This is a genomic window from Bradyrhizobium sp. RDM12 (assembly GCF_051917485.1).
Lineage (GTDB): Bacteria > Pseudomonadota > Alphaproteobacteria > Rhizobiales > Xanthobacteraceae > Bradyrhizobium.
This window is the reverse complement of record NZ_CM133064.1, coordinates 510,217-525,357: the sequence shown is the minus strand read 5'-3', so window position 1 is coordinate 525,357 and position 15,141 is coordinate 510,217. Positions and strand designations below refer to the sequence as shown.

Here is a 15,141-nt window from a genome sequence, read left to right as displayed (position 1 = left end):
ACGCGGCCAGCGTTCTATCTGATTGGCGGGCGAGGCGCAAAGTGATGTTCTTTTCCTCTCTCCTTGTGGGAGACGGTGGATCGCCGCGATAGCGGCGAGACGGGTGAGGGGTCTGTATCCGCGGAGGCAGACCCCTCATCCGGCGCTTCGCGCCACCTTCTCCCACAGGGGGAGAAGGAAGAATCACTGTTTCGGTTTCACCACCACCGCCGCGGCCAATGTCACCGCTAGCCAGCTCGCGATCATCAGCGTTCCGCCGGTGGGCGCCGCGAACGCAAACAGCGAATGGCCGGCATATTGCCGCAAGGTGAGGTCGCCGGCGAACAGCGCGGCGCCGATCACGAAGCCGATCGCGGCGATCAGGCCAATTCCGCCGTGCAGAAGGCCGCGCGCGAGCAGGGCGACGCAGGCCAATAGGGCAGTTGCATGAAACAGCAGCATGGCGCTGGCGGAGGCAAGCCGGCTGGCGTCGGCACCATGGGCGGAGGCGGCAGCCAGCGCGACGCCGGCGGCGCCCATCAATCCGGCAAGCCCGATCAGCAAACGAGCTATCACTTGGTTCGCTCTTCCAGCAACTTTGCCATCGCGGCGCGCAGCTCGGCCATGCCGGCCGATTCGCGTGACGAGGTCGCGAGCACGTTCGGGAACGCCGCCGGATGCCTGGCCAGCGCGGCCTCGGTCTCGGCGATGCGGGTCTGAAGCTCGGAGGCCTTCACCTGGTCGGCCTTGGTCAGCACGATCTGATAGCTGACGGCGGAGCGGTCGAGCGTCCCAAGCACTTCGAGATCGACATCCTTCAGCCCGTGGCGTGCGTCGATCAGCACGTAGACGCGCGCGAGCGAGGCGCGTCCGAGCAGGAATTTGTGGATCAGCTCGGTCCAGGACGCGACCTGGCTCTTCGGTGCCTTGGCATAGCCATAGCCGGGCATATCGACGAGGCGCAGTTCGGTTTTCCCGGGAACCTCGAAGAAGATCAGCTCCTGGGTGCGGCCCGGCGTATGCGAGGTGCGCGCCAGCGCGTTGCGCCCCGTGAGCGCGTTGATCAGGCTCGACTTGCCGACATTGGAGCGGCCCGCAAAGGCGATCTCCAGCCCCGCCATCGGCGGCAGCGTTTGTATCGAGGGCGAGGCCCAGATGAACTGCCAGTCGCGGGCGAACAGCTTTCGCCCGGCCTCGATCAGCTTCGCATCTTTGTCGTCGGTCATGCGAAGGCTTTCAGTTGTTTGCCTCGTCCTTGCGAGCTCCTCGCAAGGACGACGACTACGTCGCCTTCCTCGCGAACGTCGCCTTGAGATTGTCGAACAGCTCCACCTTCACGCCGTTGCGGCGCATGATGAAGCTCTGCTGGAGCACGGAGAGCGTATTGTTCCAGGCCCAGTAGATCACGAGCCCCGCCGGGAAGCCCGCCAGCATGAAGGTGAAGATCAGCGGCATCCAGTTGAAGATGAGCTGCTGCGTCGGATCCGGCGGCGTCGGGTTCAGCTTCATCTGGAACCACATCGTGATGCCCATGATGATCGGCCAGATGCCGAGCGCGAGATAGTGGCCGAACACCGGCAGCGTGGTCGGATCGTAGTGCAGCAGCCCGAACAGCGTGAACAGATTGGTCGGATCGGGCGCCGAGAGATCCTTGATCCAGCCGAAGAACGGCGCGTGCCGCATCTCGATGGTGACGAACAGCACCTTGTAGAGCGAGAAGAACACCGGGATCTGGATCACCACGGGAAGACAGCCGGCGACCGGATTGATCTTCTCCTTGCGGTATATCTCCATCATCTCCTGCTGCTGCTTCACCTTGTCGTCGGGATAGCGCTCCTTCAGCGCCTGAAGCTGCGGCTGGACCGACTTCATCTTCGCCATCGAGGCGTAGGATTTGTTCGCCAGCGGGAAGAACAAGAGCTTCACGATCACGGTCACGAGCAGGATCGAGATGCCGAAATTGCCGAAGAAGCGGTAGAAGAAGTCGAGACCGAGGAACATCGGCTTGGTGATGAAGTAGAACCAGCCCCAGTCGATCAACAGATCGAAATGGTTCAGCCCGAGCTCCTTGTTGTAGCCGCCGAGCCCCGCGAACGGGAACACGCCGACGACGCCGGCTTCCTTGGCGCCGGCGAACAGCCGTGCGTTCGCGGTCGCGGTGCCGCCGATCGCGACCGTGACGGGGTCGAGCAGATAGTCGGTCTGGTAAGTATGGACGTTGCCGGTGAGGTTCGAGGAGAACCGCGCCTGAAGCTGCGCGCTGGTGTCGGGCAACAGCGCCGAGGCCCAGTATTTGTCCGTCATTCCGAGCCAGCCATTGGTGGCCTTGAAGCTCACCGACTTGGCTTCGTCGATCTTCTTGTAGGCATATTCCTGCAAGCCATCGAGATAGCCGATCAGGCCTTCGTGCAGGATGTAATAGCCCGACACCTGCGGCGTGCCGTGGCGCGAGATCAACGCGAACGGATAGAGCGTGACCGGCGTGTTGCCGACATTGCTCACGTCGTCCTTGATGGTGAAGAGATAGTGGTCGTCCACCGAGATGGTGCGGCGGAAGGTGAGGCCTTCGCCATTGTCCCACTTCAGCACTGCAGGCGATGTCGGCGTCAGGCTGCCGCTACTCTCCTGCTGCCAGACGGTCTGGGCATCAGGCAGCTTCGCCGTCACGCCAGTTGCCGCCACCCAGCCGAATTCGGCGTAATAGGGTTCTGCCGTGCCGGACGGCGAATACAGAATGATCGGCGGCGATTTCGGGTCGACGGTCTCGCGGAACTGCAGCAGCGCGAGGTCGTCGATGCGGCCGCCCTTCAGCGAGATGCTGCCGGCGAGGCGCGGCGTGTCGATCTTCACGCGCGGGCTCGCGGCAATCGCGGTGTCGCGGCTGACGGTCGGCTGGGCCTGCTGGTTCCCACCCGGCGCGGTGGTCGGCGCAGGCGCGTTGCCGGATTGCGGCGTGGCGCCCGGCGTTGCGGACGCCGTCGGCTGCGGATTGGTCTTCTGGAGCTCGGCCTGCGTCTGTTGCTGGGCGCGCTGCTTCTCCATCGCCGGCACGTTGTAGAAATACTGCCAGGCGATCAGCACCAGGCCGGAGAGAATGACGGCGAGGATGGTATTGCGATTGTCAGTCATCACTATGGTCTCGTCATCAATCCGGTTTGCGGCTGGCGGCTGGGCCGGGGCTTGGATCGGGCTTTGGCCCGCGTCCCCTTGCCTGTCCCTTGGTTAGGTCCTTTGGCCGTATGCCGCGCGGGCTTCGTGAACGCTATGCGCAGATCGTCGAGCATGGTCGTGAAGTCGCGCGAGAGCGCGTCCCTGCGGCCGACCAGCACGTAATCATGATGGGGTTGCATCGACACCGGATCGAGCCGCTTCACCAGTTCGCGAAGCCGGCGCCGGATGCGATTGCGTTGGGGGGCGTTGCCGTTCTTTTTGGTGACGGTGAAGCCGATCCGGATCGGGCCAGTATCGTCGCGACCGCGGCTTTGCAGGACGAACGCGGGACTATTCACCCGCGCGCCATTGGCAACGGCGAGGAAATCCGCTCGCTGCCTCAGCCGATCCATAATGAAATCCCAAAAAGGGGGTCCGGCTCAGGCGCTCAGACGCTTGCGGCCGCGGGCGCGGCGGGCAGCCAGAACCTTGCGACCGCCGGCGGTCGCGAGACGGGCCCGGAAGCCGTGGCGGCGCTTGCGCACCAGTTTGCTGGGTTGATAAGTCCGCTTCACGGGTTTTTCTCCGCTGACCGGGCAATTTGCCTGTAGAATTGATGATAAAGTCCGGAAGATGCGGCCCAAAATGAGCCATTTCCGGCCCCAGAAGAGCCGCTCCCGGTGTCGCACCGGGTCATCGCGGACAATTTGGCCGGCTTATAAGGGAGCGTCTTGTTTTCGTCAACGCCGCAGGACCGCGCAGTTCCGGTGAATATCACTGTTTCGTTGGGGTTTTTAACCCTTGAGGTGGCGAGTAGCGGTATCAGCGCCTACATCCCACCTCGGCAGATTAGCGATCTGTAATTTGACCACCCGCCTGGGCGGGACGCATCCTCCATCCGTCGAGTTCTATCAGAAAGCCAGCAGGGGCGAATTTCGTGGTAGCGACAGACCTCCAGCAGCCGACCCAAGATCTGGATCGAGATCTGGATCGAGATCCGGACCCGCCAGCGGACCAGCCGGTGACGCGATCTCGCGGACCGGATGGGCTCGGTCTGTCCGGCAAGCTGCTGCTGCTGACCGTCCCCCTGGTGATGATCGCGGCCGTCCTGCTCTATGTGCCTGCGATCGCCAACTTCTGGGTCAACCGGCTCAACGACCGCGTCGCCGCGGCCAACACGGCAGCGCTGGTGCTCGATGCGGCGCCGCTCGGCATGGTGCCGGATTCGCTGTCGCGGGAAATCCTCAAAAGCATCAATGCGCGCGCGGTCGCGATCAAGATGGGCCAGCAGCGCCGTCTGCTCGCCAGCGACAACCTGCCTGCCACGATCGAGCACGACATCGACCTGCGCGACATGACGGTGTGGCAGGCCATCACCGGCTCGTTCCAGATGATGCTCGAGACCGGCAACCAGCCGATCCGCATCGTCGGCCCCGGTGTCGGCAACGCCCAGTTCATCGAGATCGTGACCGACGATCTGCCGCTGCGGCAGTCGATGTACCGCTTCTCCCGCAATGTCGTGGTGGTCGCGCTGATTATCGGCATTCTGACCGCGGGCCTGGTCTATCTCGCGCTGCATTATCTGTTCGTGCGGCCGATGCGGCGGCTGACTGCGAGCCTGGTCGGCTTCCACGAGAACCCCGAGAGCTCGGCGCGGATCATCGTGCCGAGTCAGCGCAGCGACGAGATCGGCGTCGCCGAGCGCGAATTGTCGGACATGCAGCGCGACCTGATGTCGATGCTGCATCAGAAGAGCCGGCTCGCCGCCCTCGGTCTCGCCGTCTCCAAGATCAACCACGATCTGCGCAATCTGCTGGCCTCGGCGCAACTGCTGTCTGACCAGCTTGCCAGCGTGCCCGATCCGCGGGTGCAGCGTTTTGCGCCAAAGCTCGTGCGCTCGCTCGAGCGCGCCATCGCCTTCTGCCAGTCGACGCTGTCCTACGGCCGCGCCCAGGAGGCCGCGCCCGACCGCCGCATGATGCTGATCGAGCCGGTCGTGCTGGAGGTGCGCGAGACCGCGGGTCTTGCCAACGACGCCTCGATTGCCTGGGTCGCCGCGATCGAGCGCGGGCTCGCCGTCGATGCCGATCCCGACCAGCTGTTCCGCGTGCTGCTCAATCTCGTGCGTAACGCCGCTCAGGCGCTGGAGAGCCATGCCTCCGGCGACGGCGGCCCGCAACAGATCCGGATCACCGGCAAGCGCGAGGGCGCCGTCGCCATCCTGGAGGTCTCCGATACTGGTCCGGGCGTGCCCCAGCGAACCCGGGAGCATCTGTTCGAGGCGTTCCAGACCTCCGGCCGCCCCGGCGGCAGCGGGCTCGGCCTCGCCATCGCCGCCGAGCTCGTCCGTGCCCATGGCGGCGACATCCATTTGGTCGAAGGCACCATCGGCGCCACCTTCCGGATCGTCATCCCCGACCGCCCCGTGGAACTCCTCTCCATCCGCAACGAGCGGGCGCGGGCCTGATCGGCGAGGGCGAGTAAGTGGAATGCCCCAAAATACCGTCGACCCGGACCTTGCCAACGGGAGCAAGAGCGGTTAGTCAGAGCGCTCTTTCGCACCCTCCGGCGCTCGCTGGAGGCTGCGTGCGGGCCCAGCCCGCACCGTTGTTCGCGAAACACGCGCCCGTAGCTCAGCTGGATAGAGCATCAGACTACGAATCTGAGGGTCGGACGTTCGAATCGTTCCGGGCGCGCCATTCTGCCCCCCGTGCAGAATAGAACTGCGATGCTCCTCAAGCGGCAATCTGCTCTAGGCCGCCAGATTATGCTTTTCGTCCCCGATCAGACGGACCCGGCTGCGGCCGGCGGCCTTCGCGTCATAGAGCGCGATGTCGGCTTCCGCGAACAGTTCGACGATTCGCCGGCGGTGCGGGCGACCAACCAGAGCAGCTCCGATCGAGGCGCCGACTTCGAGGCGAAGACCGTTCCAGAACAGCGGACGGCTCAACATCATGACGGTCTGTTGCAGCACGCGCGCGATCCGCGCGGGATCTTTCGGAGCGCGCAGGATGATCGCGAATTCGTCGCCACCGAGCCGGCCGACCAGACCGGCATTGTGGAAGGCCCGCCGCAGACGCTGCGCGACCTCGCACAGGCATGCGTCTCCAGCCAGATGGCCGAATGTGTCGTTGAGCTTCTTGAAGCCGTCGAGGTCGATCAGAGCGAGTGCCGACGCAAATCCGTGATTCAGACTGTCGTTGACGACCTCGCGATAACGGGCCTGAAAAACGGCGCGGTTGGCGAGCCCGGTGAGCGGATCGGTTTCGGCCTGCTGCCGCAGGCTCTCTATCGCCTGTCGGTCGGAGGTGACGTCCTGCTTGGAGCCGAAGATCCGCACCGGCCTGCCGTCCTCCCGCACCGCGTTGATCGAGAGCCGCATCCAGCGCTTTTCACCGCGCCAGGTTCTGATCTCGGTGTCGAGCGTGACCGGGCAACCGCTCCGGATCACCTCGGCACGCGCGAGCTCCATGTGGCGCCGGGATTCGTCGATGTAGAGATCAACGATGCTGGCGCGCCGCAGCGGATTGCCCGCGGGATAGCCGAAGATGTCGTAGACGCCCTGGGTCCAGCTCAGGCGCTCCGTCGCGAGGTCGCATTCCCAGGCGCCGATGCGAGCGGCATTCAGAGCCTGATCATAGAGTCGTACGCGCACCTCATCCGGCAAAGTCGAGGCAGCATGGTCTTCTCTCATCGACGATCCGGCAGCATGTCGCGATTTTGCCCAAGTCGTTAAAGGCTAGGGCTGCTGCGTTAACGAACCCTATATATCCGGCTCGAGGATCTCAGCTTCAACGACCGAATGCCGTGGTCAGCACCCGCAATTCGTCCCGTACGCGATCGAGCACACACTCGTATTCACGCGTTTCGGTCTGCCGGAACAGCCGCACGCTCGGATACCAGGGGCTGTCCGCGCGATCGAGCAGCCAGCGGTAGTCGGGTGTCCATGGCAGCAGGATCCAGGTCGGACGTCCCAGGGCGCCGGCGAGATGGGCAACGCTGGTGTCGACCGTGATCACGAGATCAAGACAAGCGACCAATGCGGCGGTCTCGGCGAAGTCGGTGAGGTCGGCGGTCAGGTCGGCAATGTCGCCTCTCCTGCAGAACCGCCGCATCATGCGGGCGCGGAGCCTTCTGCAGGCTGACATAGCTGGCGTCGACGTCGAGGATACGGGACAGCGTTCGCAGCGGGATCGAGCGCGTCTCGTCGTTCACGTGGACTGGATCGCCGGACCAGGCCACGCCGACCCGGAGCCTGGTGCGAGGACCAAGACGATTCTCCCAGGCCTGAACAAGGCTGTCCGGAGGGGCCGGCAGATACGCTCCCGACGGGATCGTATCGAGACCGGTCTTGAAGGCGAGCGGCAGGCTGGATATCGGGCAGTGCAGATCGAAAGCCGGCAGCGTGCCCACCGCCGACCGCGGAACACAAAGCGATGCACCATTCAGCGTCGACATCAGCCGATGCAGCGGGTCTTGCACGACCAGAATAACGCGTGCACCGCGCTCCGCCAGCATGGGGACGTAGCGGACGAAGTGAATGGTGTCGCCTAGTCCCTCGTCCGCCGCGACGAGGACAGTCTTTCCCTCAACGCTTTCTTCCCCGAGCCACATCGGTCGGTGAAACTGAGGGTGTCTCGCCGAAGGCAGCTTCAATCGGGCCTGGTGTCCGCGCCAGCCGGCTTCGAGATTGCCGGTCAGGAGATGCACCAGAGACACATTCCACTCGGTCACCGTACTGCTCAGCCCGAGCGACTTCATGCGATCCGACAGCGCGAAGACCTCGTCGAAACGATGAAGGTGGAAAAGCGCGACCAGTCTGTTGTCGAAGGCATCGACGAAGCGCGGCTGAATCTCGATGGCCTTGTCGAACCATGCCAGCGCCTCTTCGTTCCTGCCGAGCCGCCGCAATGAAAGACCGAGATTGTTGCAGATCTCGGCATTTTGGGGATCGAGCTGGTGCGCCCGCCTGCCGTCGGCCGCGGACTCCTCGAACCGCTTCAGGCCGTAGAGAACCCATGCACGAGTCCGTAGCGTCGTGGCATGGTTCGGGAACAGGCTGTCGCCGAGATCAAGACAGGCAATCGCCTCCTCGTTGCGACCTAGTTTGTGGAGCACAACCCCGCTCTTATACAGGGCGTCGTGATGATGTGGATTGAGCTTGAGCGCGTGTTGAAAGCTCAGGAGAGCTTGATCGAGGCGCGCAAGCTGAATGAAGATGTCGCCGCGCTGTCGCCACAGCTCGGCATTCTCAGGCCGAAGCTGTATCGCCTTGTTCAGAACGTTGAGGGCTTCGTCGCAGCGCCCATATTGCTGCAGGACCGTCGCGAAGCTCGCCAGATATTCGGGCTTCGGTGCGCGCTGGATCGCGCCGACGATCCATTGCAGCGCATCGTTGTATTGCCTGGCGTCGAGAAACAGCAGCCCCATCAGATGCTGGGCGTCGGTGTGCTCCGCATCGATTTCGAGGGCCTGCTGGTAGCAGGAGCGGGCGTCGAGATGCCGTCCGTCCTTGAAATGTGCAAGGCCCGCTTCGCAGAAGGCGGCTGCTGTGCTCATCGCTGCTCAAGTCCCGTTCATGGCGAACGTCCACCTCGGTGGCGGCAGCGGCTTCTGACGGGCGCAACCCCGCCTCTTTGGCGTCGCGGTTGCTTCGACTTCAACAGGAGGAGATTGTGCGAGGCTTGCGGCGAAGTCATCCGAGTCTGCTTGTATCCTAACCGCTGGGATCAGGAAGGGGCGCAGCCGGCGAGCCGATGGCAGGGGATGTCGCATGAGCCTGCGGGGCCGGCACCTTCTTCCGCCGCCGCAGCCTGTCCAGGATCAGGTACATCGCCGGCGTCGAGTAGAGCGTGAAGAGCTGGGCAACGACCAGGCCGCCCATGATGGTGATGCCGAGCGGCTGGCGGATCTCGAAACCCGGGCCGGTGCCGAAGGCGATCGGGACCGCGCTGAGGAATGCCGCCAGCATCGTCATCGTGATCGGCCGCGCCCGCAGCCGCGCTGCGAGCAGGATGGCGTCGTGGGCGTTGAAGCCGCGGTGCCGTTCGGCTTCGAGGGCGTAGTCGACCATCATGATGGCGTTCTTCATCACCATGCCGACCAGCAGGATGCAGGCGATGGTGGTCACCAGCGTGAACTGCGTACCCGTCGCCCACAGCGCGACCAGCGCGCCGAAGGTGGTCGGCGGCAAGGTCGAGAGAATGGTCAGCGGATGGACGTAGCTCTCGTAGAGCATCCCGAGCGCGATGTAGATCGCGATCAGGGCCGCCGCAAACAGCGCCGCCTGCTTCACGATCGACTTGTCCGCCTCCTTGGCCTCGCCACGGAATTCCGCCTTGATGTCATCGGGCAGCTTTGCGTCGGCCTCTTCCTTGCGGATCGAGGCGATGGCGTCGCCGATCGACGTGCCGGGCTTGATGTCGAACGAAATCGTCGCGGCCGGAAACTGGGCGCTGTGGCGGACCCACATCGCCGCATGCGCGCGCTGCGGCCGGGTCAAGGCCGTCAGCGGCACTGCGCGGCCGTTGGCGCTCGGCACGTAGATCTGGCTCATCGAGCCGGGGTCGCTCGCCGCCTGCGGCTCGACCTCGAAGATCACGCGCGCATAATTGGTCGGGAGGAACAGCAGATTGATCTGGCGCTGGCCAAAGGCGTCGTTGGTCGTGTTGTCGACCGCAACCGGCGTGACGCCGAGCATCGCCGCGCGCAGGCGGTCGATGGTCAGGCCGGCCTGCAGGCCGCCGGTCTCCCAGCTCGCGATGACATCGATGACTTGCGGAATGCCGCGGACGCGGCGGATCATGTTCTCCGCGGCGCGCAGCACCTGCTCCTCGTCGATGCCCCACATCGTATATTGATAACGCGAGCCGCCGGACTGAACGCCGAGATTGAGGTCCTGCAGCGGCACGAAGAAGACCCGGACGCCGTCGATGCGATTCATGCGTTCGCGCAAGCGCGAGATCACCTGCTGGATCGACAGCTTGCGGATTTCGGCGGCTTGAGCGCGACCAGCATCTGCCCGATGCTGAGCGCGTTGCCATTGCCCTCGCCGATGTAGGACGTCAGACCTGAGATTGCGGGATCTTGCAGGATAGCTGCGCCGACCGCGCGCTGCCGGTCCTCCATGGACAGGAACGAGATGTTCGACGGAGCCACGGTCCGCACGAACATCACGCCGGTGTCCTGGGTCGGCATGAAACCTTTCGGCAGCTGCAGATAGAGCCAGACGTTGGCTCCCGTCAGCGCGGCGATCATCAGGACGGTGAGAAAGTGGTGGCGCAGCGTCCAGTCGAGACTGCGGCCATAGAAGGCGCGGTGTTCGGGGGCCGCGTCGGGATTATGCAGCTTCTGCCGGCCGCGGTCCAGCAGATGTCCGCACATCATCGGTATCAGCGTCAGCGAGATCGCCGCCGAGGAGACGATGGCGACCACCAGCGTCACGCCGAACTCGCGGAAATAGCGTCCGACGACGTCAGGCATGAACAGGATCGGGATCAGCGCCGCGATCAGCGCGACGGTGATGGCGACCACCGTGAACGCCATCTGGCGGGCGCCGTTGATGGCGGCCTGCAGCGCCGGCTCGCCGTCGGACATGCGCCGGATGATGTTCTCGATCATGACGATCGCGTCGTCCACGACGAAGCCGGCGGCGATGGTCAGCGCCATCAGCGACAGATTGTCCAGGCTGAAGCCGCACAGGCTCATCACGAACAGGGTTGCGGCCAGCGAGACCGGGATGGTGATGCTAGGGATCACAGTGGCCCAGAAGCGCCGGAGGAACAGCGCGATGACCAGCACGACGAGCGCAGAGGCGATCACCAGCGTAAGCTTGACGTCGTTCACGGCGGCCCGGATCAGCGTGGTGCGATCGTAGATCGTATGCAGCTTGATGCCGGGCGGCAGCCAGCGCTGGATTTCCGGCAGCTCGGCCTTGATGGCGTCGACGGTCTCGACGATGTTGGCGTCGGATTGCTTATAGACGAACAGAACGATGCCGCGCTCGGTGCCGTACCAGCCGGCGAGACGGTTGTTGATGACGCTGTCGGTCACCCACGCGACGTCGCCGAGGCGGACCGGGGCGCCGTTGCGCCAGGCGAGCACGATATCGCGATATTCGGAGGCTTGCAGCAGCTGGTCGTTGGCCTCGATGGTGAGGCGTTGGCCGTCGACCGAGACCGCGCCCTTCGGCAGGTTCTGCGATGCATTCAGGACGGCGACGCGCGCCGCTTCCAGCGACAGGTTCATCGCGGCGAGGCGCGCCGGCGGCACCTGGATGCGCACCGCGCTGCGCTCGGCGCCGGTGACGTTGATCTGCGCGACGCCCGGCAGCTGCGACAGTTTTGGTGAGATCACGCCGTCGGCAAGGCTGTAGACCTCGCCGGGCGTGAACACGTCGCTGGTCAGGGCGAGCGCCATGACCGCGGCGCCCGCGGGATTGGCCTTCCAATAGGTCGGTGGCCAAGGTCCCTTCGGCAGGTTCGGCCCTGCCGAGTTGATGGCAGCCTGGACCGCCCCGGCCGCGGCATCGATGTCGACGGAGAGCTCGAACTGCACCGTAATGCTGGTGCCGCCCATGGCGCTGAACGAGGTGATTTCCGTCACGCCCGGGATGAGCGCGAGCGTGGTCTCGATCGGCTGCGATAGCGCGTTCGCGACCGTGACCGGGCTCGCGCCGGGGAACGGCGCGTAGATTCCGATCGTGGGCCGCTCCACCGCCGGCACGGAGGCGATCGGCAGACGGAAATAGGCGACGCAACCGAGCAGGAACACGCCGATCATCAGCAGCGTCGTCGCCACCGGCCGCAGCACGAATTGCGCGGTGATGCTCACGGCGCCGGCTGCTCGGCTTGCGGCAGCGCCGCCGGACCATCGGCGGATCGCCATCCAAACCTCGCGCGGAGCGAGGCAAACGCCAGATAGACGACCGGCGTGGTATAGAGCGTGAGAACCTGCGAGACGATCAACCCGCCGACGATGGCGATGCCGAGCGGCTGGCGCAGCTCGGAGCCGGTGCCCGAGCCGATCGCCAGCGGCAGCGCCCCGAACAGCGCCGCCATCGTCGTCATCATGATCGGACGGAAGCGGAGAATGCAGGCCTGCCGGATGGCGTCGAAAGAGGACGCGCCGTCCTCGCGTTCGGCCGCGAGGGCGAAATCCACCATCATGATGGCGTTCTTCTTGACGATGCCGATCAGCAGGATGATGCCGATCAGCGAGATCAGATTGAGATCCTGCCGGTACAGCATCAGCGCCAGCAAGGCGCCGATGCCTGCCGACGGCAAGGTCGACAGGATCGTGATCGGGTGGATGTAGCTCTCATAGAGCATGCCGAGGATCAGATAGACCGTCACGATCGCGGCGAGCAGCAGCCATTTCTCGTCGGCGAGCGAGTTGGCGAACTCGGCGGCGGTGCCGATCAGCTTGGTCGTGACCGCATCCGGCAGTCCGATCTCGCGCTCGGTCTGGCGCAGCGCCTCCGTCGCCTGACTCAGCGAAACGCCCTCGGCCAGGTTGAACGAGATCGTGGTGGCGGGAAACAGGCCCTGGTGCGAGATCAGCAGCGGCGCGTGCTGCCGCTCGATCCGTGCGAAGGCCGACAGCGGCACCGGCGTGGAGGCCTTGCTGAAGGCGCCGCTGAAGCCGCTGGTCTGCTGGTCGATGGTGCTGGCCTGGGCCGCTGCCGCGGTCAGGTAGATCTTGCCGAGGACGTCGGGATCGTTACGAAGCGCCGGATCGACCTCGAGGATCACGTGATACTGGGTGAGGGGGCCGAACACGGTTGCGATCTGGCGCTGTCCGAACGCGTCATACAGCGTCTGGTCGATCGTGTTCAGGCTGACGCCATAGCTCGCCGCGAGCTGGCGGTCGATGGTGACGGACATCTGCAGGCCTTCGTCCTGGCGGTCGTCGGCGACGTCGGCGAGCTCCGGGCGCTTGCGCAGCGCCTCGACCAGACGCCGGCTCCAGAGCCGAAGCTCGTCCTCGTCGAGGTCCTGCAGCGCATACTGGTATTGCGTGCGCGCGACGCGCGATTCGATCTGCAGGTCCTGCGCCGGTTGCAGGTGCAGCGTGATGCCGTGCACGCCCTCGACCGCATGCTGCAGCCGCGCCATGACGGTGGCTGCGGATGATTTCCGCGCGTCGGGGCTGCCGATATCGATATAGAGCCGGCCGCTGTTCAGCGTCGTGTTGACGGATCCGATGCCGACGAAGCTGCCGACGGTGACGACGTCGCCGTCGCGCGCGATCACGGCAGCGAGCTGCTGCTGCCGCTCGGCCATCGCCGCAAAAGAGATATCTTGGGCAGCATCACTGGTGCCGATCAGGAGACCCGTGTCCTGCAAGGGCAGAAAGCCCTTGGGGATGGCGACGTACAGCATCCCGGTTGCGACCAGGGTGAGCAAGGTGAACACCAGAGTGAGCTTGCGGTGTCTCAGCACCCAGTCCAGCCCCCTCAGGTAGAAGCTCGCGGACGCGTCGAAGCCGCGCTCGCTGATGCGGAACAGCCAGCCGTGCTGCGCATCGGGGTCCTCGCGCTGCAGGAGCTGCGCGCACATCATCGGGGTCAGCGTCAGCGAGACCAGCCCGGAGATGACGACCGCAAAGGACAGCGTGATCGCGAATTCCCGGAACAGCCGGCCGACCACGCCGCCCATCAGGAGCAGCGGGATGAACACGGCGATCAGCGAAACCGTCAGCGAGACGATGGTGAAGCCGATTTGTCGCGCGCCCTTCAGGGCCGCCTCGAGCGGATCCTCGCCGTCCTCGACATAGCGCGCGATGTTCTCGATCATCACGATGGCGTCGTCGACCACGAAGCCCGAGGCGATGGTCAGTGCCATCAGCGAGAGATTGTCGAGGCTGAAGCCGCACAGCGCCATCGCGCCGAAGGTTGCGACCAGCGAGACCGGCAGCGTGACGCTCGGGATCACGGTGGCCCACAGCTTGCGCAGGAAGATGAAGATCACGAGCACGACGAGGGCGACCGTCAGCACCAGCGTGAACTGCACGTCGTGGATCGCGGCCCGGATCGTCGTGGTGCGGTCGCTGACGACCGAGATCTTCAGCGCCGCGGGGAGCGAATCCTGGAGCTTCGGCAGGACGCCCTTGATGGCATTCACCACCTCGATCGTGTTCGCGCCGGGCTGGCGCTGGATGTCCAGCAGCACGGCGCGCTCGCCCTGGAACCAGGCCGCCTGCTCGGAATCCTCGACACCGTCGATGGCGCTGCCGACATCGCGCAGCAGCACCGGCGCGCCGTTGCGATAGGCGATCACCGCATCCTGATAGGCCTCCGCGGTGAAGAGCTGGTCGTTGGTGTCGACGTGAAAAGCCTGCCTCGGACCGTCGAGCGACCCTTTCGGATTGTCTGCGGTGGTGGCGGCGATGCCGCGGCGGACGTCGTCGAGCGACATGCCGAGCCCGGCAAGCCGGGCCGGATTCATCTGCAGCCGTACGGCCCGGGTCTGTCCGCCCTCGATGCTGACGGCGCCGACGCCCGGGATCTGCGACAGTTTTGGCACCAGAATGGTCGCGGCGTGATCATTGGCCTCGTGCAGCGGCATCGTCCTGGAGGTCAGCGCCAGGATCAGCACCGGCGTGTCGGCCGGATTGACCATGCGATAGGTCGGCGGGCTCGGCAGCTGCTCGACCGGAATCCAGCCCGCTGCCGCATTGATCCGCGCCTGCACGTCCTGCGCGGCCGCGTCGATCTTGCGCGACAGATCGAACTGCAGCGTGATCTGGCTGTAGCCATAGGAGCTGGTCGAGCTCATGTCCGTCAGCCCCGAGATCGTGCCGAAATAATGCTCCAGCGGCGCGGTGATCGAGGTTGCGACGACGGTGGCCGAGGCGCCGGGATAGCGCGTCACCACCTGGATGGTGGGGAAGTCGACATTCGGCAGCGGCGCGATCGGCAGCTCACGGTAGCCGAGCATGCCCAACAGCACGACCGCGACGATCATCAGCGTCGTTGCGATCGGCCGGAGGATGAACGGCGCGGACATGGCG

The 15,141-nt window shown here is 64.9% G+C and carries 11 protein-coding genes, 1 tRNA gene and 1 pseudogene; 2 read left to right on the top strand and 11 right to left on the bottom strand.

Annotated features, from left to right (window positions below):
• Positions 1-183: 183 nt before the first annotated feature.
• From ACTGJ9_RS02550 to rpmH, 5 genes and pseudogenes are all read right to left on the bottom strand, one after another.
• On the bottom strand, positions 184-519 hold the full coding sequence (locus ACTGJ9_RS02550) for a DUF423 domain-containing protein (protein WP_456678426.1): 336 nt from the start codon (positions 517-519) through the stop codon (positions 184-186).
• A 32-nt stretch (positions 520-551) separates the two neighbouring features.
• The gene (gene yihA, locus ACTGJ9_RS02545) at positions 552-1,205 is read right to left on the bottom strand and encodes a ribosome biogenesis GTP-binding protein YihA/YsxC (RefSeq protein ID WP_456675786.1); all 654 of its coding nucleotides are present in this window, start codon (positions 1,203-1,205) and stop codon (positions 552-554) included.
• 55 nt (positions 1,206-1,260) lie between these two features.
• A complete protein-coding gene (gene yidC, locus ACTGJ9_RS02540; protein WP_456675785.1) occupies positions 1,261-3,108 on the bottom strand; it encodes a membrane protein insertase YidC in 1,848 nt (615 codons plus the stop codon).
• 16 nt (positions 3,109-3,124) lie between these two features.
• Positions 3,125-3,542: pseudogene (gene rnpA, locus ACTGJ9_RS02535) on the bottom strand (ribonuclease P protein component).
• A 27-nt stretch (positions 3,543-3,569) separates the two neighbouring features.
• Positions 3,570-3,704, bottom strand: a complete 135-nt coding sequence (rpmH, locus tag ACTGJ9_RS02530) for a 50S ribosomal protein L34 (protein WP_008542748.1) — start codon at positions 3,702-3,704, stop codon at positions 3,570-3,572.
• A 362-nt stretch (positions 3,705-4,066) separates the two neighbouring features.
• Between rpmH and ACTGJ9_RS02525 the strand changes: the two genes are divergently transcribed.
• Together ACTGJ9_RS02525 and ACTGJ9_RS02520 are read left to right on the top strand one after the other, a co-directional pair.
• The gene (locus ACTGJ9_RS02525) at positions 4,067-5,596 is read left to right on the top strand and encodes a sensor histidine kinase (protein WP_456675784.1); all 1,530 of its coding nucleotides are present in this window, start codon (positions 4,067-4,069) and stop codon (positions 5,594-5,596) included.
• A gap of 155 nt (positions 5,597-5,751) precedes the next feature.
• Positions 5,752-5,828: transfer RNA gene (locus ACTGJ9_RS02520), tRNA-Arg, on the top strand.
• Positions 5,829-5,881: 53 nt separating this feature from the next.
• Here the strand turns inward: ACTGJ9_RS02520 and ACTGJ9_RS02515 are convergent.
• The 6 genes from ACTGJ9_RS02515 to ACTGJ9_RS02490 form a co-directional block, all read right to left on the bottom strand.
• Positions 5,882-6,823 (bottom strand): diguanylate cyclase domain-containing protein, encoded by a 942-nt coding sequence (locus tag ACTGJ9_RS02515; protein WP_456675783.1) that lies wholly within the window; start codon positions 6,821-6,823, stop codon positions 5,882-5,884.
• A gap of 97 nt (positions 6,824-6,920) precedes the next feature.
• Positions 6,921-7,169, bottom strand: coding sequence for a glycosyltransferase family 9 protein (locus tag ACTGJ9_RS02510; protein WP_456675782.1), 249 nt, complete (start codon positions 7,167-7,169; stop codon positions 6,921-6,923).
• Entirely contained in the window at positions 7,153-8,688 is a 1,536-nt protein-coding gene (locus tag ACTGJ9_RS02505) for a tetratricopeptide repeat protein (RefSeq protein WP_456675781.1), read from the bottom strand. The genes ACTGJ9_RS02510 and ACTGJ9_RS02505 overlap by 17 nt, the downstream gene beginning before the upstream one ends.
• A 157-nt stretch (positions 8,689-8,845) precedes the next feature.
• Positions 8,846-10,072 (bottom strand): efflux RND transporter permease subunit, encoded by a 1,227-nt coding sequence (locus ACTGJ9_RS02500; RefSeq protein WP_456675780.1) that lies wholly within the window; start codon positions 10,070-10,072, stop codon positions 8,846-8,848.
• Positions 10,073-10,092: 20 nt separating this feature from the next.
• Positions 10,093-12,015, bottom strand: a complete 1,923-nt coding sequence (locus ACTGJ9_RS02495) for an efflux RND transporter permease subunit (RefSeq protein ID WP_456675779.1) — start codon at positions 12,013-12,015, stop codon at positions 10,093-10,095.
• Positions 11,958-15,137 (bottom strand): efflux RND transporter permease subunit, encoded by a 3,180-nt coding sequence (locus ACTGJ9_RS02490; protein WP_456675778.1) that lies wholly within the window; start codon positions 15,135-15,137, stop codon positions 11,958-11,960. The genes ACTGJ9_RS02495 and ACTGJ9_RS02490 overlap by 58 nt, the downstream gene beginning before the upstream one ends.
• Positions 15,138-15,141: the final 4 nt, after the last annotated feature.